A 21,778-nucleotide genomic window follows, 5' to 3' on the forward strand; every position below is an offset into this window, starting at 1 on the left:
CCGGGCCGTTGTCCAGCGCCGGCGGCCGAGGCCCTCGCCACGTTGAAAAAGGCTCAGTGATCAGTGGTGCCGTGCGTAATGGCCGCGGAGCGGATCCCCGCCGAAGTCGTCACGCAGATGCCGCCACACGGAGTGCGCGTGGTTCGCGTTGTCCTGGGTGTTGTCGTACTCGATCAGGAAGTCCGTGCCGCGTACGCAGTAGTAGTGACCCTGACCGGGATCGGTCGGCCCGGCCCACGCGAACCGGATCCGATCGAGCCCGGCGGCCTCGGCCTCACGCCAGCAGGCCCCGGCATATGCCCGAGGCGCCCGGTCGAGGTAGCGGCGCACTAGCCGGTCCAGGGTGTTCCGCTGGTCCGGCCGCAGCAGGTCCCGGCCGATGCCCTCGGGCAGCACCGCCGGGTCGGCCACCGGGTCGTACCGGGTGAGGATGTCGTCGGGAGCCACCTCGGCGCTGATGCCCAGCGTGCGCTGGTCAGCGTCGAGGCTCCCGGCGAGCTCCCGGGCCAGGTCCTCCTCGGGACCGAGAATGCGGCGCCCGGCCGCCGGCCCGTGACGGACGACGGCGGGCTCGGAGCCCACGAAGTGCGGCGTGAAAGTGGTGGTGCCGTCCGGCGCCACCACGACGTGCACCGCGAGGTGGTGCCCGTTGATCCGCCAGCCCCACGGCTCGCCGGACTCCGGATCACCGAGCACCCGTAACCAGTAACGGTCACCGTCCGGCGGGGAGCCGCTCGTCAAGCCCCGCCGGACCCGCTCGACCTCGATGGCACCGACGGCGAGATCACCGCCGCCGGGGGAGTGGGCGGAGCGGAGCAACTCGACGGCGAGATCGTGCTGGGCCGCGGTGAGATGCTCCATCGGCAGTCCGGGCCGGTCGCCCGGCAGGTAGGTCCAGCGCCGCAGGCCCGCATCGGCGAGGCCACCGCGAACCAGCGCGAGCTGATCACTGTCCAGTGTGGCCACCAGCGCGAGGGCGCAGCGTGCGGCGTCGTCAGCCGGAGTCGTCATAGGAGCCACCGTAGACCGGGCATTGTTCACACGCCGGACACGGCGTTGTAATGGGAGCGCTCCCATGTGACGATGAGTCATGCGCTCAAGGACGGCCGTTGTGCTTTCAGGATTGGCCGGGCTGCTCGCCGGCGTCGTGCCACCGCTGACCGGTCCCGCGGCCGCCGCGGTGCTGCCCTACCAGGACCCGTCGTTACCGGTCGCCACCCGGGTCACCGACCTGCTCGGCCGGATGAGCCTCGACGACAAGATCGGCCAGATGACGCAGTCCGAGCGGGGCACCACCACCGCCGCGGACATCACGTCCTTCCGGGTCGGTTCGGTGCTCTCCGGCGGCGGCTCCGCGCCGTCGCCGAACACACCGGCCGGCTGGGCCGACATGTACGACAGTTACCAGCGGGGCGCCCTCGCCACACCGCTGCAGATCCCGATCCTTTACGGCATCGACGCCGTGCACGGCAACAACAACGTGCCCGGCTCGACCATCTTCCCGCACAACATCGGCCTCGGCGCCACCCGCGACCCCGCCCTGGTGGAGCGGATCGGGCGCGCCACGGCCGAGGAGGTCACCGGCGCCGGCCAGGACTGGACCTTCGCGCCGTGCCTGTGCGTCGCCCGCAACGACAGGTGGGGCCGCACCTACGAGTCGTTCGGTGAGAAGCCGGAGATCGCCACCTCGATGACGACGATCGTGGACGGTCTCCAGGGCACCCGGCTGGACGGGCCCGCCTCCGTACTGGCCACCGCCAAGCACTACATCGGCGACGGCGGCACCACCGGCGGCACGGACCAGGGCAACACGCAGATCACCGAGGCCGAGCTGCGTGCCGTTCACCTTCCGCCGTTCGCCGCCGCGATCCAGCGTGGCGTGGGCTCGGTGATGATCTCCTACAGCAGCTTCAACGGCGCCAAGCTGCACGGCCACAAATACCTCATCACCGACCTGCTCAAGGGCGAGCTGGGGTTCACCGGCTTCGTCGTCTCGGACTGGGCGGCCATCGACCAGCTCGACGGCCAGCGCGGCTTCACCCAGGCCGAGGTCGCCACCGCGGTCAACGCCGGGCTCGACATGATCATGGTCCCGACCGACTGGAAGGTCTTCGTCGGATATCTGCGCGCCGCCGTGCAGGCCGGGCAGATCCCGCAGGCGCGGATCGACGACGCCAACCGCCGCATCCTCACCAAGAAATTCGAGATGGGGCTCTTCGAGCATCCGTACGCGGACCGCAGCTATGCCTCCACGATCGGCAGCGCCGAGCACCGCACGCTGGCCCGGCAGGCCGTCCGCCAGTCGCAGGTGCTGCTGAAGAACGCCGGCGGGATCCTGCCGCTCGCCAAGACCGGTGGCAAGATCTTCGTGGCCGGCAAGAGCGCCGACGACATCGGTAACCAGAGCGGCGGCTGGACACTCTCCTGGCAGGGCGCGAGCGGCAACACGGTGCCGGGCACGTCGATCCTGGCGGGCATCCGCGCTGTCGCTGGCAGCGGCACCACGGTGACCTACAACCGTGACGGCACTGGGGTCGACAACACCTACCGGGCGGCAATCGCGGTCGTCGGCGAGACGCCCTATGCCGAGGGGGAGGGCGACCGGCCCGGTTCGATGAGCCTGGACTCGGCGGATCTGGCGACTCTGTCGCGGCTGCGCGCGACAGGCGTACCCGTGATCGTTGTGCTCGTGTCCGGTCGCCCGCTGGACGTCGCCGCCGAGATCGGCAACTGGAACGCCCTGGTCGCGGCCTGGCTGCCCGGCAGCGAGGGCGCCGGCGTCGCCGACGTGCTCTTCGGTGACCACGCGCCGACCGGCAAGCTGCCGGTGACGTGGATGCAGTCTGCCGCACAGCAACCGATCAACGACGGTGACGGCAAGACACCCCTTTTCGGGTACGGCTACGGGCTGACATATTCGGACACCACCCCGACCGACACCACCGCACCCACCGTGCCCGCCGCCCCCACCGCGACCGCGGTGACAGCCACCGGCCTGACCCTCACCTGGCCGCCGTCGACCGACACCGGCGGCAGCGGGCTCGCCGGTTACGACGTCTACCGTGACGGCACCCTGATCGGCTCCACCAGCGCCGCCACCTACGCCGTCACCGGCCTGAGCTCCGCCACGCGGTACGAGTTCTCCGTGGCGGCCCGCGACACGGCCGGCAACCGCTCCGCCCGCTCACCGGCCCTGGCGGTGACCACCGCGACCGGCGGCACACCCGCCGCGTCGTGCCGGGTGCGCTACACCACGAACGACTGGACGTCGGGCTTCACCGGCACTGTCGCACTCACCAACACCGGCACGACGGCCATCACCCCGTGGACGCTGACCTGGAGTTTCACCGGCGGTCAGACCGTCACCCAGGCGTGGTCCGCTCGGGTCACCCAGAGCGGCCCGGCGGTCACCGCGACCGGTGAGACCTGGAGCGCCACGCTCGCCGCGGGTGCGACGGTCAGCTTCGGCTTCAACGGCTCACACCCGGGCACCAACCCGCGGCCGGCCGCGTTCACCCTGAACGGCGCTGCCTGCGTTGTTGAATGACCCTGCACCGGGGCGAGGCCGGCATTTGGGGCCGGCCTCGCCCCACCGCTACGACGGGTCGCCGTTGAACCTGGCGGTCGACCAGAAGTAGCCCAGCACCGCGAGGCCGGCGCACCAGGCGACCGCCAGCCACCCGCTGTGGCCGATCCCGCTGCCGAGCAGCAGACCCCGGAGGGTCTCGATGGCGGGCGTGAACGGCTGGTACTCGGCGATCGGCTGGAACCATCCGGGCATGCTGTCGACCGGGACGAAAGCGCTGGACAGCAGCGGCAGCAGGATCAGCGGCATCGCGTTGTTGCTGGCGGCCTCGGCGTTCGGGCTGACCAGGCCCATGCCGACCGCGATCCAGGTGAGAGCCAGTGCGAACAGCACCAGCAGCCCCAGCGCCGCCAGCCACTCCAGAGCGGTGGCGTCCGTGGAGCGGAAACCGATGGCCACCGCGACAGCGCCCACCAGGACCACGCTGGCGACCGACTGCAGCACGCTGCCGACGACGTGCCCGACGAGCACCGAGCCGCGGTGGATCGCCATCGTGCGGAAGCGGGCGATGATGCCCTCGGTCATGTCGTTGGAGACCGAGACCGCGGTCCCGATCACGGTGCTGCCGATGGTCATCAGCAGCAGGCCAGGCACGAGATAGGTGAGGTACTGCGCACGGTCCCCGCCGCCGATCCCCGCGCTCAGGGCGTCGCCGAGGATGTAGACGAAGAGCAACAGCAGCATGATCGGGGTGAGCAGCAGGTTCAGGGTGAGCGACGGATAGCGCCGCGCGTGCAGCAGGTTGCGGCGCAGCATCGTGGACGAGTCGCGGGCGGCGAGGGAGAGGGTGCTCATCGGACGGTCTCCTTGGGCTTTTCGGTGACGCCGGAGCCGCCGGTCAGGGCGAAGAACACGTCGTCGAGGTCGGGGGTGTGCAGGGTCAGCTCGTCCGCCGTGACACCGGAGGCGTCGAGCAGGCCGAGCAGGGAGCGCAGCTCGTGCTGGCTGCCGTCGCTGGGGATCCGCAGCGCGAGCGACTCGTCGTCGCGGGCGGCGCTGAGCAGCGCCGAGGCCGCCGACTGGTACGCGACCGGGTCGGTGAACCGCAGCCGGACATGCCCTCCGGGGATGAGCCGCTTCAACTTCTCGGCGGTGCCCTCGGCGGCGATCCGGCCGTTGTGCAGGACCGCGATGCGATCGGCGAGCTCGTCGGCCTCCTCGAGGTACTGGGTGGTGAGGAAGACGGTGACGCCCTCGGCGACGAGCTCGCGGATGATCTGCCACATGTTGTGGCGGCTGCGCGGGTCGAGGCCGGTGGTGGGCTCGTCGAGGAAGATGATCCGCGGGCTGCCGACAAGGGTCATCGCGATGTCGAGACGGCGCCGCATCCCGCCGGAGTAGGTTGAGGCCGGTTTCGTGGCCGCATCCACCAGGTCGAAGCGTTGGAGCAGCTGGGCCGTGGTGCGCCGGCCCTGCTCGCGGGACAGGTGGTGCAGGTCGGCCATCAGCAGCATGTTCTCCTCGCCGGTGATCAGGTTGTCGACGGCGGAGAACTGGCCGGTGACACCGATCGCGGCGCGCACCGCCTGCGGATCGGCGGTCAGGTCGTGCCCGGCGATGCGGATCGAGCCCGAGGCCGGATCAGGGGAGATCAGCGTGGACAGGATCTTGACGGCCGTGGTCTTTCCGGCGCCGTTCTGACCGAGCAGCGAGAAGATGGTTCCCTGCTCGACGGCCAGGTCGACGCCGTCCAGTACCACTTTGTCGCCGTAGGACTTGCGTAGCCCGTACGCGGAAATGGCGAAGTTTGTCATGGGGGTTTGCTCCTTGTGCTCTTGGATCCGGGGTCTCACGACAGGGCGAGTTCGTAGAGGCGGGTTCGGCGGTGTGGGCGGAAGCCGAGGTGGCGGCGCGCGGCCAGCAGCTGGTGGTCGTCCTCGGCGGTGGCGGTCTCGATCTCGGTGATGTGCGGGTGGATGTCGCGCAAGCGCTTGATCAGGGCGGCGTTGACCCAGAGGTCCAGTCGCCGCCCACGGTGGCCGGGACGCACTGCCGGACCGTATTGGCGGGTGGGCGCGCCGACTTCGGCCATGGCGTAGGCCGCAAGGTCACCGCTCGCCTCGGCGGCGGTCAGCACGGAGTGGCCGGGAAGGTCGCCGGTCCAGTGGATCAGGCGATAGCCGGGGTGGTCGGCGTCGATCAGCTCGGCCAGCCAGGCCTGGTGAACGTCGCAGAAGATGAGCAGGTCGTGCCGCCTGGACCCGGTGTGCCGGAAGCCGTGCCGCAGGCAGAACGCCTCGCCCGGCGAACCTGCCTCCACGTCCACCACCAGGCGCGGCTCGGTGGTCTGCTCCCGAACGGCGGCCAGCAGCCGGGAGCCGATACCGCGCCGCCGCCACCGCGGCTTCACGAACAACGTCAGCTCGGCCGCGCCCACCTCGAACGGGTTGATCGGCCGAAGGCCGGCCGTCCCGGCTGGGGAACCGCGCGCCGTGACAGCCCGCCACCCGGGTTGATCCGGCACCGCGACAATGTTGATCCGTTCGTTCATGGCATTCACGATCGCCAGGTCATCGGCGCGGAACAACGCGAGAGATCGCATCGCCGGTTAAGCCTCTGGTTATCGTTCGAGGCCAGGCGTGGTCCTCGTTACCGGCCCGTGGCGAGCTGTCGTTACGATCTCGGTCACGATGCGACCTGTCGTCCTGATCGCGGGCGCGTTGCGACCTGAGGGGAAGACGGGCCGGTGGAGCTGCGGGACATCGAGATTTTTCTGACTCTTGCCGAAGAGCTTCACTTCGGGCGTACGGCCGAACGGCTCCGCGTCTCGCAGGCTCGTGTCAGCCAGTCGATCAAGCAGCAGGAGCGCCGGATCGGCGGTGCCCTGTTCGAGCGGACCAGCCGTATCGTGCGCCTGACCCCGCTCGGCGAGCGGCTCCGTGACCGGCTGAAGGCGGCCTACAGCGAGATCACGGCAGCCCTGGACGAGGCTGCCGCCACCGCTCGGGGGCATGCCGGCACCCTCAACGTCGGCGCCTTCGACACCCAGCACCAGATGATCTCGGACGTCCTGGAGCTGTTCCGCCAGCGGCATCCGCAGTGTGAGCTGCGCATGCGCGAGGTCCTTCCCACCGATCCGTTCGGCGGGTTACGAGCCGGCCGGGTCGACGTCGCGGTGCTCTGGCTGCCGGTCCGCGAGCCGGACCTGGTCGTCGGACCGGAACTGTTCACCGAGACGATGGTGCTGGCCGTCGCGCCCGGTCATCCGCTGACCGAGCGGGACCAGGTCGTCATGGAGGATCTCGGCGATCACCCGGTGGTCTATCCGGACGGGCCCATTCCGGACTACATGTGGGAGGCGCACACCCCCTCCGTGACACCGGCCGGGCGGCCCATCTCGCGAGGGGCTCCGGTGGCCACGCTGGCGGAAGCCTTCACGGCGATCAGCGCGGGCCGTGTCATCTCTCCCATCGGGTCCTACGCGGCCGCCTCCCGGGTGCGCCAGGACGTCACCTTCCTGCCGATCGCCAACGGTCCGGTCATGCATTACGCACCGGTGTGGCGCGCTGACGGTGAGACGCCGCTGGTCCGCGCCTTCCTCCGAGCGGTCAGCGAGGCCTGATCCCGCTACTACCCAGGTGCAACAGTCTGACATCTGGCGTCACAACCGGCCCCTCCGAATCTGGAACCCGTAAGCAAAACGGGGGAGGGGACGTTGTTGATGAAGGTTCAGATCCGCAGGTTCGCCATGGGTGCCGTTGCCGCCAGTGCCATCGCCGCTGTCGGTGTCTTCGCCCTTCCGACCGGCTCGGTGGGCTGGGAGCCCGTCACCTACGGTCTGACCGCCGGTCCGGAGCAGCTGCTCCCGGCCACCGTCTCCGCCGAGCAGCCCGCCCGGGTCGTCGTGACCACGGTCGGCAAGGACGGCAAGCCGGTCATCTCGGTGAAGGAGGCCACCGACATGGCGTCGGCGGCGGAGCTGGTCAAGGACGGCCAGAACGCCGAGGACGCGGTGAGCGTCGAGGTCGACGCCACGATGTACGCGCTCGGCGTCCCGACCGGCTCGGACCCGTCACGCGGCCAGCAGTGGGATTTCGCCAAGCTGAAGGTCGCCGACGCCTGGAAGAAGTCGACCGGCGCGGGCGTCACCGTCGCGGTGATCGACACCGGCGTCGACGCGAAGCACCCGGACCTGGCCGGCAACGTGCTGAGCGGATACGACGCGATCGCCAACAAGGCCGGCACCGTCACCGACGCCAACGGGCACGGCACCCACGTCGCGGGCACGATCGCCGCGGTCACCGGCAACGGGGTGGGCGTCTCCGGCATCGCGCCGGACGCGAAGATCCTGCCGGTCAAGGTGCTCGGCTCGAACGGCAGCGGCAACATGTCCGACGCGGCCGAGGGCATCATCTGGGCCGCCGACCACGGTGCCCAGGTCATCAACATGTCGCTCGGCTCGACCTCTAAGGTCACCGCGGTCACCAACGCGATCAACTACGCCCGCAACAAGGGTGTCACCGTCGTTGCGGCGGCCGGCAACAGCCGCTCGTCCGGCAGCCCGGTCAACTACCCGGCGGCCGACGCCGGCGTGATCGCGGTGGCCGCCACCGACTCCGGTGACAAGGTCGCCGGCTACTCCAACGCGGGTAGCTACGTGGACGTCGCCGCGCCGGGCAGCAGCATCACGAACACCTATCCGACCGCGCTCGGCAACGGGTACAAGACGATGAGCGGCACGTCGATGGCCTCGCCGCACGTCGCGGGTGTGGTCGCGCTGCTGAAGGGTGCCAACGCGTCTTTGACGCCGGACCAGGTCGAGGCCGCGCTGGAGAAGACCGCTGTCGACCTCGGGTCCAAGGGCTTCGACAACGACTACGGCAACGGGCGTATCGACCCGGTGGCCGCGCTGGCTTCCGTCGCTCCGGTCTCCACTGCCCCCTCGACCGCCCCGTCTTCCGCGCCCTCCTCTGCCCCTTCCACCGTCCCGTCTTCGGCTCCTTCCAGCGCTCCGGCTTCCTCTGCGCCGGTTTCCTCCGCGCCGACTCGGCCCGTGCCCACTCGTTCCGTGCCCACCTCTTCCGCTCCGGCCTCGTCCGCCCCCGCTCCCACCTCGTCCGCTCCCGCTCCCACCTCGTCCGCTCCCGCTCCCACCTCGTCCGCTCCCGCTCCCACTTCGTCCGCTCCCGCCTCGTCCTCTTTCGAGACGCAGGTTGTCACGCTGACCAACGCGCAGCGGACGGCGAACGGTTGTGGCCCGCTGCGTATCGACGACCGGTTGACCACGGCGGCCCGCGCACACAGCACCGACATGGCGGCCAAGGGATTCTTCAGCCACACCGGCTCCGACGGCAGCAACTTCGTCACCCGGGTGGTCCGGACCGGCTACTCCGGTGCGTCCGCCGAGAACATCGCCTCGGGTTACCGCACCCCGCAGGAGGTCGTGACCGGCTGGATGAACAGCTCCGGGCACCGTGCCAACATCCTCAACTGCAACAGCATCGCCGTCGGTGTCGGCCTGGTCATCAAGGCCGACGGCACCACCTACTGGACCCAGGACTTCGGCCGGGTCTGACAACAGCGGAACGTTTGAGGGCGACGGTCATCTGGCCGTCGCCCTTCGGCGTTCTGATCGATTCGCGCTGGGCAAATTAATAGACGGGCGTTGATATCCGGAAACACTGATGCAATGATTACCTGGGAGCGCTCCCACCGCCAGAACGCCGAAGAATGGGAGGACGTACTGTGCGTCCACACGAGTCCAATCGATCCGGCCGGCACTCCCGCTCAACCCTCCGCCGGCCCGTCCAAGTGTTTGCCGTGCTGCTCGCCACCGTGATCAGCATGCTGCCCTGGGCCGGCGCGGCACAGGCACACGGCACCATCGTCAGCCCCGCCTCCCGCGCCTACCAGTGCTGGCAGACCTGGGGAAGCCAGCACATGAACCCGGTCATGCAGACGCAGGACCCGATGTGCTGGGGCGCTTTCCAGGCCAACCCGGACACCATGTGGAACTGGATGAGCGCGCTACGAGACGGCCTGGGCGCCCAGTTCCAGGCGAAGACCCCCGACGGCCAGCTGTGCAGCAACGGCCTCTCCCGCAACGACAGCCTGAACCAGCCCGGAGCCTGGAAGACGACGAGCCTCAGCCGCAGCTTCACCGTCAAGCTGTACGACCAGGCCAGCCACGGTGCCGACTACTTCCGCGTCTACGTCAGCAAGCAGGGGTTCAACCCGGCCACCCAGCGCCTCGGCTGGGGGAACCTCGACTTCATCACGCAGACCGGCAGGTACGCGCCGGCGCAGAACATCTCGTTCAACATCTCCACCTCCGGATACACCGGACACCACATCCTCTTCGTCATCTGGCAGGCCTCGCACCTCGACCAGGCCTACATGTGGTGCAGCGACGTGAACTTCGCCTGATCCGCACCGGTCATCGCACCATCGGCCATCGCAGCATCGGCCATCGCAGCGCCGATCCGGCCCGGGACATCGCCGACGTCCTGGGCCGGAGACTGGTCCGCCCCAACCCCCCGAACCGGCGACGAGGTGAGCAACGAAAATGATCTCCCGAGCGGGTCTCGCGCGGTGGTTCCCCAACCGTTACGTGTGGGCGGCGGTGACCCTGCTGGCTGTGTCCGCGGGTGTGGTCCTCCTGAACAAGCCGGCGCCGGCGGATCTGCAGACCCAGATCATGAGCCGGATGCGTACCGAGCTCGAACAGTCCGACCCCGGGCAGCACAACCACGCCGGGCACGCTTCCGCCGGGCCGGCTTCTACCGGACCTGCGAAACCTGCGGTGATCTGTGGTGTCCGCGTCTACGGGTACGAGCCCTCCGAGGTCAGCACCCTCGCCGACGTGCAGACGGTCTACGGGTTTCACCTGTGCGGTGTCGCCGAGCCGCAACGGCCCTGGGACGTGGCGGTCAAGCTGGCCGGCCCGGTGATCCTGGACATGTCGACCGAGCCTCCCGGCATCCAGGTGGTCGAGGCGACCGACGACGTCAAGTTCATCGACCGGCTACGCGAGATGTTCCCCGACAAGTACGCGCAGCTGGCACAGAAGGAGGCGCTGTCCGAGTCGGAGATGACCGGCCTGCGCGCCCGCTACCACGACGCCGCCGGCCTCTGACACACCGTGTTCTTTCGCGCGTCGACGGCACCTGAAGCGCCCCTTGCCACCGTATTGTCAACTGGCACCGCGGTGGCCCGTCCACCCGGGTGAGCCCAGCCGTGCGGGCCGGGCGAGGTGCGTGCCGACGGAAAAGGGGAAGCATGCGGATCACCGTGCTCGGCGCCGGTTCGTGGGGTACCACGGTTGCGTCCGTCCTCTCCCGCCGCGATCACGAATCGCTGATCTGGGCACGCAGTCCGGCCACCGCGGACGAGATCAACACCAAGCACAGCAACGAGCGTTACCTCGAGGGCTTTCCGCTTCCCGGCCGGCTCCGCGCCACCGCGGACCTCACCGAGGCGGCAGCCCACGCGGAGTTGCTCGTCGTCGGCGTGCCGACCGGAGCGTTCCGCGCCACTCTGGAGCAGGTCCGGCCCGATCTGCACCCGTGGATCCCGGTGGTGAGCCTCAGCAAGGGCCTGGAGCGTGACTCCCTGCTGCGGATGACCGAGGTGATCAAGGAGGTACTGCCGGGACACCCGGCCGCCGCGCTCACCGGCCCCAACCTGGCCAAGGAGATCATGGCGGGCATGGCGGCGGCCACCGTGATCGCCACGGACGATCTGACCGTCGCCACCGAGATTCAGCGGGTGTTCCGGCGGGGTCTGCTGCGCGTGTACACCAACCACGACGTAATCGGCTGCGAGGTCGGCGGAGCGCTGAAGAACGTCGTGGCGATCGCCACCGGCATCGCCCAGGGCCTCGGCGTCGGCGACAACACCCGAGCCGGGGTGATCTCCCGCGGACTCGCCGAGCTGACCACACTGGCGGTCGCGATGGGCGGCGAGCCGAACACCCTCGCCGGTCTGGCCGGAATGGGCGACCTGGTGGCAACCTGCATCAGCCCGCACAGCCGCAACCGGCACGTCGGCGAGCAACTCGGCCGCGGCCGAAGCCTGGACGACATCCTCGCCGAGATGGGCCAGGTCGCCGAGGGAGTCAAGACGGTGCACGCCGCGGTCCGCCTGGCCGACCTCCACGGCCTGGCCATGCCCATCACCCGCACGATCCACCGCGTCATCACCGGCGACATCACCGCCGAGCGCGCCTACGACGGCCTGCTCCGCGCCCACCCCGCCGGCCACGAATCCGAACCCGGCTAGGAACCGCCGGCCCAGCTGCGCCCGGCACCAGCAGCGGCATCTGGTCCAGGTCGCCGGTGGTGACGCGCATCGGTACGAGGTTGGAGAACCGGGGGATGTCGATCTCCTGGCCACCGAGGCTGGTCCGCCCGATCCCCGTCCGCGCCCAGCATCAGCGCCGCCGCCAGCCCGCGCCCGTCAGCGATCCCGCCGGCGGCGAGCACCAGCGCCGGCGCGACGGCGTCCACCACGAGCGGCACCAGCGCGAACGTCGGCAGCGTCGCATAGTTGTGCCCGCCCGCCTCCAGGCCCTGAGCGACCACCACGTCGACCCCGTCGTCGACCGCCTGTTTCGCCGCGTCCACCGATCCGACCTGGCGTCATCGCGACGAACGCCATCCCGGCCTGCGCGATCGGAGTGGAAAGCCCGTACTCCTCGGTGAACCTGGTTCGCAGCTCCATCCGGTCGACGATGGCACGATCGTCGCGCCGAGCCTGTCAGCCGACGGACAGCATCGCGTTGATGTCGGCGATCACCTGACCCGTCTCCTTCATCAGTACGGCGTTGATGCCGAACGCCAGCGCGCTGTCCACAAGCTGCGGCACGTTGTCGACGAACACCATCTCGTCAGGCGCCACCCCCATGCGGCGGCACGTCAGCTCCCACAGGGCGGGGTCCGGCTTGTTCATCCCCACCTCATGGGAGTAGATCAAGTCGTCGACCAGGTCGCCGAAGCCGTACCGCTGGTGCTCCCGCTCACGCGCCCCGACGAAGCTGTTGCTCAGGATCCCGGTGCGATATGCCGGTCGCAGCGCACGGGCATACTCGATCAGTTCCGTGTTGGCGACACCCAGGTACTACCGCCACATGTCAGCCATCACGGCGCCGACCTGCTCCGCGGTGAGCCCCAGCCGCTCAGCCATGGCCCGGTGCACCTCGGCCTCGGTCACCCCGCCCACCGCTCCGGCGTCCCAGACGTCGGCCATGACAGTGGTGGTGGTCTTCTCGGGCAGGCCGAGCTCGGCCTCCCACCGCCGGTCGAAGTCCATCGGTTCCACCAGCGCCAACACGCCCCCGACATCGAAGACAACCGCCCGAATCGCCATGAGCGGACTTTACGCATCGACGTCCAGCGGCTCCGGGTACAAGCGCCGTGGCTGGCGTATCTCCCGGCTAAGTGCCAGCTGAGTGGCGAAGTCGGCACTCTGGGTGACTGCGAGAGGACGGTGTCGGCATGAAGAAACTCACCTGCGTCATCACCGCGGCGTTGACTACCAGCGTTGCCGCGATCTCACCCACTCCCGCCGGCGCCGCGCCCGCTTCCGGCTCCGGCTCCGGCTCCGCACCGCGGTGTACGCCCGCCCGGCCCCGCGCGGACTTCTACGCCGGCGGCCGCATCGCCTCCAAGCCGATCAACGACGACAATGCGGCCTGCACCACGATCTCGGTCTCCGGGATCAGGGACGCCGCCAACTCCGCCGACACCTGCCAGACCTTCCTGGTAGCCCTGCTGTCCGCAGACGGGCGTGATCCCACCTACACCGAGCCGGTGGAAGCGTGCTCGCCCACACCACGGGTCCGCACAGTCCTCGCCACGGGCGTACCGGCCGGGGTGCAGTTCCGGGTCCTGTACCAGATTGACTACCTCGAACCCGCACCGCAGGTCGTCCGCTACACGGTCTGGCACTGATCGATACACCGCCCTGCGCCGACTTCTCATCGGCGCAGGGCACCCGGGCGCGTGAAGGAGCACTGGGGGCCGGCCGGGGCAGCCACCGGGGGCGATCACCGCCGGGGGAGCGCGGTCGTGCCGTGGCACCACACAATGGCGCGGTGGATCAACTCAGGCGGTGGGTGCGGATCGCGGCGGGGATCACCGGGCGCGGGCCGCGGGAGCGGCGGCTCCGGGCGGCGGTGGACGGCCGGATCGTGCTGGTGACCGGGGCGTCGGAGGGGATCGGCGCGGCGACGGCCCGGCGGCTCGCGGCGGCCGGTGCGACTGTGCTGCTGGTGGCGCGCACCGCCGAACGGCTCGAGCGGGTGCGGGTGGCCATCGAAGAGGCGGGTGGGCGCTCATTCGTACACCAGACTGATCTGTCCTTGCCGGACGCAGCCGCCGCCCTCGCCGCGGACCTGGTGTCGCAGTATGGCCGGATCGATGTTGTGGTGAACAATGCCGGTCGGTCCATCCGGCGATCGGTTGCGGACACGGCCGACCGGTTTCACGACGTTCAGCGGACCACGAGCCTGAATTATCTGGGGCCCGCTCAGTTGCTGCTGGTGCTGCTGCCGGCGATGCGGGCGGCCGGTGGTGGGCACATCGTGAACGTGTCGACGGCCGGGCTGTCGATGGCCACGCCGAACTGGTCGGCCTACCACGCTTCCAAGGCGGCGTTCGATACGTGGCTGCGCAGTGCGGCTGTGGAGTTGCGGCGGGACGGCGTCACGGTCAGCACGGTGTACTGCAACCTGGTCCGCACCCGGATGAGCGCGCCGACGCCGCACTACCAGCGGGTTCCGGTGATGTCGGCGGCCGAGGCAGCGGAGATCGTGTGCCGTGCGGTGGCGCATCGCCGGTCGTGGTGGCCGTGGTGGGCCCGGATCGGGGCGGTGGTGTCGGCGGTGATGCCCCGGACCGTCGAGCGCGCGCTGGCCGCTGGGGTGCGGGTTCTCGACGCCGCCCAGCCGCTGCGGGTGCTGGCGGCGGCCGGGCTGTGGCGCCCGGCACGGGTGGTGCGGATGCTGCGCGCCGGTCACCGGCACGGGCGCAGCCTGGCCGCGGCGCTCGCGGCGGGGCCGCCGGAAGGGCTCGCGCTCGTGGACGCGGAGGGGCCGGTCACCTATCCGGAGCTGGACGCGCTGGCTGACGCCTGCGCTGTCAACGCGACAGTGGGGCTCGGCGTGCGAGCCGGCGACCGGGTCGGGCTGGCCTGTGCCGGTCATCGGGGTTTCGTGGCGGCGGCGGCCGGGCTGGCCCGGCTCGGCGTCGACGTGGTGCTGCTGCCGCCGGATCTGCCCCGCGACCGTACCGCCGAGGTGTTGCGCCGCGAAGGCGCCGCCGGTCTGGTGCACGAACCCGGTGGCGGCATCGGTGACCTGCCGTCGATGTCCTGGCCGGAGTTGCTCGCCGGGCACGGCGGTGGGAAACCCGCGGTGAGCAGGGCCGGGCGCGTGTCCGTGCTGACCTCCGGCACGACCGGGGTGCCGCGCAGCGTGTCCCGCCCGTTCCCCCTGCGCATGCTGCTCGGACCGGTGACCGCCCACCTGCGGCTCACCCCGGTGCGGCCCGGCGAGGCCATCGTCGTGGCCACCCCACCGGATCACGGGTACGGCCTCACCTACCTCTCCGCCGGACTTGCCCTGGGCGCCCCGGTGGTCCTGGTGCCCGGCGGCGACCCGGAACGGATCCTGAACGCGGTCGCCGACCACCGCGCCGGCCTGCTGTTCGCGCTGCCGATTCAGCTGCGCCGGATGTGCGACCTGCCGCGATGGCCGGCCCTGGACTCGCTCCGCTGTGTGGTCAGCGGCGCCGCACCGCTGACCGCCGACCTGTGCGAGCGGCTGCGCGAACGCCTCGGTGACCGGGTGTTCAACATGTACGGCACCACGGAGGCCGGATGGGCGGCGATGGCCACCCCGGCTGACCTGCGCGCGGCCCCCGGTACGGTCGGCCGCGCCCCGCGAGGGGTGGGCATCCGGGTCGTCGAGCCGGACGATACGACGCTGCCGCCGGGCCGGACGACGCTGCCGCCGGGCCGGACGACGCTGCCGCCGGGCCGGATCGGCGAGATCCAGGTCCGGGGCTGGCACCCGGGCGGCCGGTGGTTCGCGACCGGCGACCTGGGCCACGTCGACCTGGCGGGCCGGCTGTTCGTCGACGGGCGGCTCGACGACATGATCGTCTCGGGCGGGGAGAACGTGTATCCCGGCCCGGTCGCCGCGATCGTCACCAGCCACCCCGACGTGGCCGACGCGTTGCTGGAACCGGTCGCCGACGCGGAATTCGGTCAGCGGCTGCGCGCCACGGTGGAGGTCCGGCCCGGCCGGTCGCTGACCGCCGCACAGCTGGGGGAGTGGCTGGGCACGCGGCTGTCCCGTGCCGAGCGCCCGCGGGAGATCGTCGTCGTCGCCGAACTGCGCCGCACAGCGACCGGAAAACCGCTGCGCGAGCGGTGATTCAGATCCAGCCGCTGTCCCGAGCGCTGAGAGCGGCCTCGATGCGGTTGCGGGTCCCGGTCTTGCCGATCGCCGCCGACAGGTAGTTGCGGACCGTGCTCTCGGACAGGTGCAGCCGGGCGGCGATGTCGGCAACCGTGGCGCCGTCCACGGCAGCGGCCAGGACGTCCTGTTCCCTTTCGGTCAGCGGGTTCGGGCCTGTCGACAGCGCGGCCGCAGCCAGCGCCGGATCGATGACCCGCTCACCGGCAAGCACCCGGCGCACTGACGCGGCCAGTTCCTCTACCGGACCGTCCTTGACCAGGAAACCCGCGGCGCCGGCCTCCATCGCCCGCCGCAGATAGCCCGGCCGTCCGAAAGTGGTCAGGATCAGCACCCGGCAGCCGGGCAGCTTCTCGCGCAGCACGGCCGCGGTGTCGAGGTTGCTGCCGTCCGGCATCTCGATGTCCAGCAGGGCCACGTCCGGGCGTACCCGGAGGGCGGCCTCGAGCGTCTCGGCGGCGGTCCCGGCCTGGGCCACCACCTCGATGTCGGGTTCGAGGCCGAGCAGCAGGGCGAGGGCGCCGCGCATCATCCCCTGGTCCTCGGCGAGCAGCAGCCGGATCATCCGGTCGCCCTCCGATGGGCGTTTTCGGACGTCTCCTCGGGCGCCTTTTCGGGCGCCGTGGCGGGCGCCTTTTCCGGCGTCTTTTCCGGCGTCTTTTCGTGCGCCGTTTCTGACGCTGGTGCGGGAACGCGGGCGGTGAGCAGCATTCCGCCGCCGCGCGCCGGTCCGACCTCCAGCGTGCCACCCGCCTGCTCGAGCCGTTCGCTGAGACCGCGCAGGCCGTTCCCCGGCTCCGGCCGGCCACCCACACCATCGTCGCGCACGGTGAGCACCGATTCGCCGTCATCAACGCTCACCGTGATGTCGCAGCGTCGTGCCCGGCTGTGCCGCAGCACGTTCGTCACACCCTCCCGCAGCACCCAGCGGAACGCGTCACCGGCCTCAAGATCAAGGTCAGACCCGGTTTCCTGTACGGAGACCGCGATGCCGACGTCCGCCAGGACCGCCCGCGCGTTGTCGAGTTCGCGGTCGAACGTGTGCTCCCGATACCCCGTGACGGCCTCGCGTACCTCGGCGAGCGCGGTCCGGCCGATCCGCTCGATGTCGGCCGCCTCCGCCGCGGCACGATCAGGATCGGTCGGGGTGAGACGGCGCACCACCTCAGCCTTCACCACCACCAGGGACAGGGTGTGCCCGAGCAGGTCGTGCAGATCCTTGGCGAACCGCAGCCGTTCCCGCTCCACCACCGTACGGGCCAGTTCCCGCTGCGTGCGGCGAAGCTCCTCGACCAGGCGGACGAACCGGGTGAAGGCGAGCGTCATCGCACCCGCCAGCAGGGTGATCAGCGCCGCCTGGACGGTGTCACCGGCGGGCAGCCGGTGCGCCGCGCCGATCACCAGAACCGCACCGGTGCTGCCCGCAACCCAGCCGAACGCCCAGGCCGTCCTGGTCAGGCCCACGGCGCCGGCCGAGCACACGTACAGCAACAGGATCAGCCAGCCCTCCGGCCCACCGGCGTACACGGCGGCGAGCCCGGCACCGAGCAGCGCCAGCACCACCAGCCCGGCGTGGTGCACAACAGGCCGGACAGGCAGGCTCGCCACGGGCACCGCCACGAGCGCGATGTAAAGCACCGCGAAGACGACAAGCCCCGCCGCCGCCGGAACCGTCGGCCGCACCTGACCGTTCCCGATCGCGGCAGCCGCCGGCAGCAGGAACCACAGCCACAGCGTGTGCGCCGCCACGAGCGCGAACCCACGGCGCCGCACAGTTGTCAGCCGCCGCACGGGTGCCGGCCCCACGGGTGCCGGCCCCACGGGTGCCTGCCCCACCGGTGCCAGCCGCCCTGTAGGTGTCGAGCTCTCTGCGGATGTCGAGCTTCGTGCGGGTGTCACCGCCGGGAAATCGGGCATGATCGACACGTTAGCGATCGTCAGCCGCGCGCGGTGGAACGCCGGTACGCCCCAGCCGCGACCGCCGCGAACACCACTGTCCACGCCGCGAGCACCGCCAGCCCCACCCCGCTCGGCACCAGGCCGGCCGCCGTTCGCCAGCCGAGTTCGGCGTACCGATAGGTCGGCATCGCGTGGGCCACCTGGCGCAGGACGTCCGGGAAATATGTCGCGGGCACCAGCAGACCGCCGAGCACCGCCAGCCCGAGAAAGACCAGGAAGTTGACCGCCTGGGCCAGCTGCGGGCCGAGTCCGTACCCGATGGCGAGCCCGAGCAGGGCGAACGGCACCGTCCCGGCCCACATCAGCAACAACAGCGCTACCCACCGGCCGGCACCCAGGTCGACATCGTGCTGCACCCGCGCGGCGATGCCGACCGCTACGACCGGCGGCACCGCGTTGACCGTACAGATGAAGGCCTTGACCGAAACCGCCCGCCAAGCCGGCAGCGGAGTGACACGCAGCTGCCGCAACCACCCCGCCGCACGCTCCTGCGAAACCGCCGCACCCACCGAAAGCGCCCCCGCCACAGCCCCATAACCAGCCAGCCCGATCATGATCGCGGCAGGCCCCGCCACCCCCTCCAACCGATCACTGGCCGACCACCCCGAAAAGATCAGATAAGTAGCAACCGGCCCAAACACCGAAAAAATCAGCACCCGGGGATCCCGAACCAACCGCCGCAACTCAAACCGCAAATAGGCCCGCATCTCAGTGCTCCTCCGCAGTCGCCACGCCCGCGTCTTTGGTCGCCACACCCGCGTCAGCTCCGCCCGCCACACCCGCGTCAGCTCCGCCCGCCACACCCGCGTCAGCTCCGCCCGCCACACCCGCCTGAGTTCCGCCCGCCACACCCGTGTCGGCTCCGCCCACCGCACCCGCTTCAGCCCGGGTCGCCGTGACCGTTTCGATCAGGCTCAGAAAGACCGCATCAAGCGAAGCGGTGCTCTCCAAACCGCTCATCGCCCGAACCTGCGCCGGCGTCCCGTCAGCCACCACCCGACCGGAAGCGATCACCACAATCCGATCAGCGAACTCGTCAGCCTCATGCAACTGATGAGTACTGAACAAAACGGTGTGCCCCTCCTCCGCATACCGCCGAACGGCATCCCAGAAAGCCCTCCGCGCAGCCACGTCCATCGACGCAGTCGGCTCGTCCAGAACCAGCAGATCCGGATCCCCAGCCAGCGCAAACGCAAACCGCGCCCGCTGCGTCTCACCCGCCGACAACTTGTCGACCCGCCGCCCCGCCCGCTCCGTCAGCCCCGCCACCGCAAGCACCCGCGCAGTCTCGAGAGGCCGCGGGTACAGAGCCCGCGCAAGCTCAACCACCTCCCGCACAGTCGCCCCCGCCACAAACCCAGCCTCCTGCAACATCGCACCCACCCGCCCGGCCAGCACCGCCTCCTCCGGCGACTGATCGAACACGGTCACAGCGCCCTCATCCGCCCGCAAAAGCCCAAGCATGATCGAGATAGCAGTCGTCTTACCGGCACCATTGGGCCCAAGAAGCGCGACAACAGTGCCCCGCCCTACATCCAGATCGAGCCCCCCGAGAGCCCGCACCTCCCCGAACCGGCGCCCGATCCCCCTGAGTCGCACAACGAAATCACCCATGCCCACCACGCTATGAACGCGCGCCCCACCCCAGCAGATCCACCAATCCCCAATCCCCCATGACAAATGTCCCGCCGCCACGGCCGCCACTCGCAAGACGCCGAAGGCCGTGACTGCGGAAATTCACGGCGCCCCCAGCAACACCGAATTTCCGCAGACAGCAACTCTCCGCACTAACCGGCACCACGGATAACCCCCGACCGCATCGCGCCACACGGAGCCTGAGTCGCAAGGTTTTGGGCGGGGATGGCCCACGCGGGATATCAAGCCTGACGGTCCTGCGTGGGCCATCCCCGCCCAAAACCGTCCCGCTCGCGCATACCCCGCCAGCTGCACTCCCGGCGGCCGCGGCGGCGCCCGCGGCGGTGGCGGCGGCGCGGCAGGTGGCGGCCGAGGGTGCGCGGCCGCGGTGAACGCCGCGGTCGCGGTGCTGGTGGCGCTCGCGGCGACATCGCCGCCGCCCGCGCCGCCGGTGGCGGCCCGGCCGGAGGCGGGGCGGCGCCGCGGAGGCGGGGCGGCGCCGCGGAGGCGGGGCGGCGCCGCGGAGGCGGGGCGGCGGCGGCGGCGGGCGGCGGCGGCGGAGGAGGGGCGGTGGCGGAGGAGGGGCGGCGGTGGCTCTTGGCTTCCGGTGGTCCGGCTGGTGAAGATGGTCTCGGTAACCCGCCGCGCTCAAGTCTCACCTGCCGCGGCCGATGAGGCACAGGGGCATGTCGCGAGAGGGGACCTGATGGATACGGCGACGTCGGTGCCACCTCCGGTCGGCGGCGCTAGGTGGGCGTTGGGACGCGTACCGTTTGTGCCGGGAATGATCTTGTATGTCGGTGCGATGTTCCTGGTGACGCACGCGTTCTACCGGTGGGGTCTCTCGATGGCCTCGCCGATCGTGATGACCGGGCTGCTCGCGCTGTTCCTGGCCGGCAGCCACGAGCGCTGGCAGCGCCTGCTGGGCGGCGGCCACATGCACAACCGCATCGTGTTGCGGCTGGCGGTGGCGAACGTCGGCGCCGCCGTGATGATGACCTACGCCGGCTGGAGCTTCATGGTTCCGGCGTGGGCGGTCCTCATCGCCTCCGTCCACATCGGCTGGTCCGGGGCGCGGAGCCGGCTCGCGGCCGGCGCCATCACCGCTGTTGTCACGCTCGCCGCGCAGGCCGCCGTCCACGCCGGGCTGGCCGCGTCGATCATCCCGTTGAAGTATTCCGACGGTGCCGCGATCTGGGGGCTGCTGCTGGCGGTGACCGCGCTGAACAACGTCGGGGTGTCGGCAGCCAGCGGCGAGGAGGCCACCGCTGCGCTGCACCAGGCCGAGGCGCGCTTCCGGGCACTGGTGGAGAAGTCCTCCGACGTGGTCGCCGTGCTCGACGCCAACGCGCACATCACGCTGATCAGCCCGGCGATCCGGCACGTGGCGGGCTGGGAGCCGGACGATGTCCTCGGCCTGGACCGGATGGTGTTCGTGCACCCCGACGACGTGCCCGCGGCCCGCGCCGCCCTGGACGAGGTGATCGCCGGGGGTGACGGCGCCGAGGTGCGCTTCGAGAGCCGGTCGCGGCGGCGCGACGGGGCGTGGCGGTGGTACGAGACCACGATGCGCAACCTGCTCGCCGATCCGGCCGTGGGTGGCATCGTCTGCAACGAGCGCGACGTCACCGAGCGCCGCCTGCTCCACGACGAGCTCGCCCACGCGGCGGCGCACGACGGGCTGACCGGGCTGCCGAACCGTACGGAGATGAGCAGGCGCCTGGCGGCCGCGCTGCCGGATGCCCGTCCCGGGCACCTGGTGGCATTGCTCTACATCGATCTTGACGGGTTCAAGGGAGTGAACGACGCGTACGGGCACGCCACCGGTGACGCCCTGCTGGTGGCGGCGGCCGAGCGGCTCCGCGGCGGGTTGCGGGCGGAGGACGAGTTGTGCCGTCTCGGCGGGGACGAGTTCGCCGCCATCCTGAGCGGTGTGCCCAGTGTCCGCGCCGTCGACGACCTGGTCGCCGAGCTGTCCGGGGCGATGCGCCTGCCGTTCGTACTGTCCGGCCGCACCGTGCAGGTCGGCGCGAGCATCGGGTCAGCGACCGCCGACTCCGCCGCGGCCGACGCGACAGTGCTCGTCGAGCGGGCCGACACAGCGATGTACGCGGTCAAGCACGGCACAACCGTCTCCCGATAGTCTGGCTAACCCGACCATCGGCTGGGGGGCTCGCGGG

20 protein-coding genes are annotated in these 21,778 nt (G+C 70.6%); 9 read left to right on the forward strand and 11 right to left on the reverse strand.

Annotated elements, in window-relative coordinates; all coding sequences use genetic code 11:
* Nucleotides 1-60: 60 nt before the first annotated feature.
* Complete coding sequence (locus ACFQV6_RS23920) at nucleotides 61-1,011, reverse strand: DUF3500 domain-containing protein (RefSeq protein ID WP_378029798.1); 951 nt, start codon at nucleotides 1,009-1,011, stop codon at nucleotides 61-63.
* A 100-nt stretch (nucleotides 1,012-1,111) separates the two neighbouring features.
* Between ACFQV6_RS23920 and ACFQV6_RS23925 the strand changes: the two genes are divergently transcribed.
* Nucleotides 1,112-3,547: a glycoside hydrolase family 3 N-terminal domain-containing protein gene (locus ACFQV6_RS23925; protein WP_378029799.1), complete on the forward strand. Its 2,436-nt coding sequence runs from the start codon at nucleotides 1,112-1,114 to the stop codon at nucleotides 3,545-3,547.
* Nucleotides 3,548-3,595: 48 nt separating this feature from the next.
* Here ACFQV6_RS23925 and ACFQV6_RS23930 read toward each other — a convergent pair whose 3' ends face one another.
* The 3 genes from ACFQV6_RS23930 to ACFQV6_RS23940 are packed head-to-tail and all read right to left on the reverse strand — an operon-like array spanning nucleotide 3,596 to nucleotide 6,077.
* Nucleotides 3,596-4,381, reverse strand: coding sequence for an ABC transporter permease (locus ACFQV6_RS23930; RefSeq protein ID WP_378029800.1), 786 nt, complete (start codon nucleotides 4,379-4,381; stop codon nucleotides 3,596-3,598).
* Nucleotides 4,378-5,340 carry an ATP-binding cassette domain-containing protein gene (locus ACFQV6_RS23935; RefSeq protein ID WP_378029801.1) on the reverse strand — a complete coding sequence of 321 codons (963 nt, stop codon included), beginning with the start codon at nucleotides 5,338-5,340 and terminating at the stop codon, nucleotides 4,378-4,380. Before ACFQV6_RS23935 ends, ACFQV6_RS23930 begins: the two co-directional genes overlap by 4 nt.
* A 35-nt stretch (nucleotides 5,341-5,375) precedes the next feature.
* Nucleotides 5,376-6,077 (reverse strand): GNAT family N-acetyltransferase, encoded by a 702-nt coding sequence (locus tag ACFQV6_RS23940; protein WP_378029802.1) that lies wholly within the window; start codon nucleotides 6,075-6,077, stop codon nucleotides 5,376-5,378.
* 195 nt (nucleotides 6,078-6,272) lie between these two features.
* Between ACFQV6_RS23940 and ACFQV6_RS23945 the strand changes: the two genes are divergently transcribed.
* From ACFQV6_RS23945 to ACFQV6_RS23965, 5 genes are all read left to right on the forward strand, one after another.
* Nucleotides 6,273-7,148 carry a LysR substrate-binding domain-containing protein gene (locus tag ACFQV6_RS23945; protein ID WP_378029803.1) on the forward strand — a complete coding sequence of 292 codons (876 nt, stop codon included), beginning with the start codon at nucleotides 6,273-6,275 and terminating at the stop codon, nucleotides 7,146-7,148.
* A gap of 99 nt (nucleotides 7,149-7,247) precedes the next feature.
* On the forward strand, nucleotides 7,248-9,101 hold the full coding sequence (locus ACFQV6_RS23950) for a S8 family serine peptidase (protein WP_378029804.1): 1,854 nt from the start codon (nucleotides 7,248-7,250) through the stop codon (nucleotides 9,099-9,101).
* Between the two features lie 245 nt (nucleotides 9,102-9,346).
* Entirely contained in the window at nucleotides 9,347-9,952 is a 606-nt protein-coding gene (locus ACFQV6_RS23955; RefSeq protein WP_378029805.1) for a lytic polysaccharide monooxygenase, read from the forward strand.
* A 139-nt stretch (nucleotides 9,953-10,091) separates the two neighbouring features.
* Complete coding sequence (locus tag ACFQV6_RS23960; protein ID WP_378029806.1) at nucleotides 10,092-10,661, forward strand: hypothetical protein; 570 nt, start codon at nucleotides 10,092-10,094, stop codon at nucleotides 10,659-10,661.
* Between the two features lie 143 nt (nucleotides 10,662-10,804).
* Nucleotides 10,805-11,806, forward strand: a complete 1,002-nt coding sequence (locus ACFQV6_RS23965) for an NAD(P)H-dependent glycerol-3-phosphate dehydrogenase (RefSeq protein ID WP_378029807.1) — start codon at nucleotides 10,805-10,807, stop codon at nucleotides 11,804-11,806.
* Here ACFQV6_RS23965 and ACFQV6_RS23970 read toward each other — a convergent pair.
* The 3 genes from ACFQV6_RS23970 to ACFQV6_RS23980 form a co-directional block, all read right to left on the reverse strand.
* Nucleotides 11,803-12,150, reverse strand: a complete 348-nt coding sequence (locus tag ACFQV6_RS23970) for a nitronate monooxygenase (protein WP_378029808.1) — start codon at nucleotides 12,148-12,150, stop codon at nucleotides 11,803-11,805. The two genes, ACFQV6_RS23965 and ACFQV6_RS23970, sit on opposite strands and share 4 nt — an antisense overlap.
* A 133-nt stretch (nucleotides 12,151-12,283) precedes the next feature.
* Complete coding sequence (locus ACFQV6_RS23975) at nucleotides 12,284-12,640, reverse strand: HAD family hydrolase (RefSeq protein ID WP_378029858.1); 357 nt, start codon at nucleotides 12,638-12,640, stop codon at nucleotides 12,284-12,286.
* A gap of 3 nt (nucleotides 12,641-12,643) precedes the next feature.
* A complete protein-coding gene (locus tag ACFQV6_RS23980; protein ID WP_378029809.1) occupies nucleotides 12,644-12,892 on the reverse strand; it encodes a hypothetical protein in 249 nt (82 codons plus the stop codon).
* 128 nt (nucleotides 12,893-13,020) lie between these two features.
* On the opposite strand from ACFQV6_RS23980, the gene ACFQV6_RS23985 reads away from it, so the two are divergent.
* Entirely contained in the window at nucleotides 13,021-13,476 is a 456-nt protein-coding gene (locus ACFQV6_RS23985) for a hypothetical protein (RefSeq protein ID WP_378029810.1), read from the forward strand.
* A 143-nt stretch (nucleotides 13,477-13,619) separates the two neighbouring features.
* Nucleotides 13,620-15,962, forward strand: coding sequence for an SDR family NAD(P)-dependent oxidoreductase (locus tag ACFQV6_RS23990; protein WP_378029811.1), 2,343 nt, complete (start codon nucleotides 13,620-13,622; stop codon nucleotides 15,960-15,962).
* Nucleotide 15,963: 1 nt separating this feature from the next.
* Here ACFQV6_RS23990 and ACFQV6_RS23995 read toward each other — a convergent pair whose 3' ends face one another.
* The 4 genes from ACFQV6_RS23995 to ACFQV6_RS24010 form a co-directional block, all read right to left on the reverse strand.
* Complete coding sequence (locus ACFQV6_RS23995; RefSeq protein ID WP_378029812.1) at nucleotides 15,964-16,569, reverse strand: DNA-binding response regulator; 606 nt, start codon at nucleotides 16,567-16,569, stop codon at nucleotides 15,964-15,966.
* Entirely contained in the window at nucleotides 16,566-17,753 is a 1,188-nt protein-coding gene (locus ACFQV6_RS24000; protein ID WP_378029813.1) for a sensor histidine kinase, read from the reverse strand. Before ACFQV6_RS24000 ends, ACFQV6_RS23995 begins: the two co-directional genes overlap by 4 nt.
* 188 nt (nucleotides 17,754-17,941) lie before the next feature.
* The gene (locus ACFQV6_RS24005; protein WP_378029814.1) at nucleotides 17,942-18,670 is read right to left on the reverse strand and encodes an ABC transporter permease; all 729 of its coding nucleotides are present in this window, start codon (nucleotides 18,668-18,670) and stop codon (nucleotides 17,942-17,944) included.
* A 1-nt stretch (nucleotide 18,671) separates the two neighbouring features.
* Nucleotides 18,672-19,577 (reverse strand): ABC transporter ATP-binding protein, encoded by a 906-nt coding sequence (locus ACFQV6_RS24010; protein WP_378029815.1) that lies wholly within the window; start codon nucleotides 19,575-19,577, stop codon nucleotides 18,672-18,674.
* An 805-nt stretch (nucleotides 19,578-20,382) separates the two neighbouring features.
* Between ACFQV6_RS24010 and ACFQV6_RS24015 the strand changes: the two genes are divergently transcribed.
* Nucleotides 20,383-21,741: a diguanylate cyclase domain-containing protein gene (locus ACFQV6_RS24015; RefSeq protein ID WP_378029816.1), complete on the forward strand. Its 1,359-nt coding sequence runs from the start codon at nucleotides 20,383-20,385 to the stop codon at nucleotides 21,739-21,741.
* The last annotated feature ends 37 nt before the right edge of the window (nucleotides 21,742-21,778 follow it).

The organism is Actinoplanes sp. GCM10030250, assembly GCF_042666575.1.
Lineage (GTDB): Bacteria > Actinomycetota > Actinomycetes > Mycobacteriales > Micromonosporaceae > Actinoplanes.

What these genes read in the sequence shown, in the direction of transcription:
- ACFQV6_RS23920 (WP_378029798.1), bottom strand. Translation starts at nt 1,011, where the DNA reads ATGACGACTCCGGCTGACGACGCCGCACGCTGCGCCCTCGCGCTGGTG.
- ACFQV6_RS23930 (WP_378029800.1), bottom strand. Translation starts at nt 4,381, where the DNA reads ATGAGCACCCTCTCCCTCGCCGCCCGCGACTCGTCCACGATGCTGCGC.
- ACFQV6_RS23935 (WP_378029801.1), bottom strand. Translation starts at nt 5,340, where the DNA reads ATGACAAACTTCGCCATTTCCGCGTACGGGCTACGCAAGTCCTACGGC.
- ACFQV6_RS23940 (WP_378029802.1), bottom strand. Translation starts at nt 6,077, where the DNA reads ATGAACGAACGGATCAACATTGTCGCGGTGCCGGATCAACCCGGGTGG.
- ACFQV6_RS23950 (WP_378029804.1), top strand. Translation starts at nt 7,248, where the DNA reads ATGAAGGTTCAGATCCGCAGGTTCGCCATGGGTGCCGTTGCCGCCAGT.
- ACFQV6_RS23960 (WP_378029806.1), top strand. Translation starts at nt 10,092, where the DNA reads ATGATCTCCCGAGCGGGTCTCGCGCGGTGGTTCCCCAACCGTTACGTG.
- ACFQV6_RS23965 (WP_378029807.1), top strand. Translation starts at nt 10,805, where the DNA reads ATGCGGATCACCGTGCTCGGCGCCGGTTCGTGGGGTACCACGGTTGCG.
- ACFQV6_RS23980 (WP_378029809.1), bottom strand. Translation starts at nt 12,892, where the DNA reads ATGGCGATTCGGGCGGTTGTCTTCGATGTCGGGGGCGTGTTGGCGCTG.
- ACFQV6_RS23985 (WP_378029810.1), top strand. Translation starts at nt 13,021, where the DNA reads ATGAAGAAACTCACCTGCGTCATCACCGCGGCGTTGACTACCAGCGTT.
- ACFQV6_RS23995 (WP_378029812.1), bottom strand. Translation starts at nt 16,569, where the DNA reads ATGATCCGGCTGCTGCTCGCCGAGGACCAGGGGATGATGCGCGGCGCC.
- ACFQV6_RS24005 (WP_378029814.1), bottom strand. Translation starts at nt 18,670, where the DNA reads ATGCGGGCCTATTTGCGGTTTGAGTTGCGGCGGTTGGTTCGGGATCCC.
- ACFQV6_RS24010 (WP_378029815.1), bottom strand. Translation starts at nt 19,577, where the DNA reads ATGGGTGATTTCGTTGTGCGACTCAGGGGGATCGGGCGCCGGTTCGGG.
- ACFQV6_RS24015 (WP_378029816.1), top strand. Translation starts at nt 20,383, where the DNA reads ATGATCTTGTATGTCGGTGCGATGTTCCTGGTGACGCACGCGTTCTAC.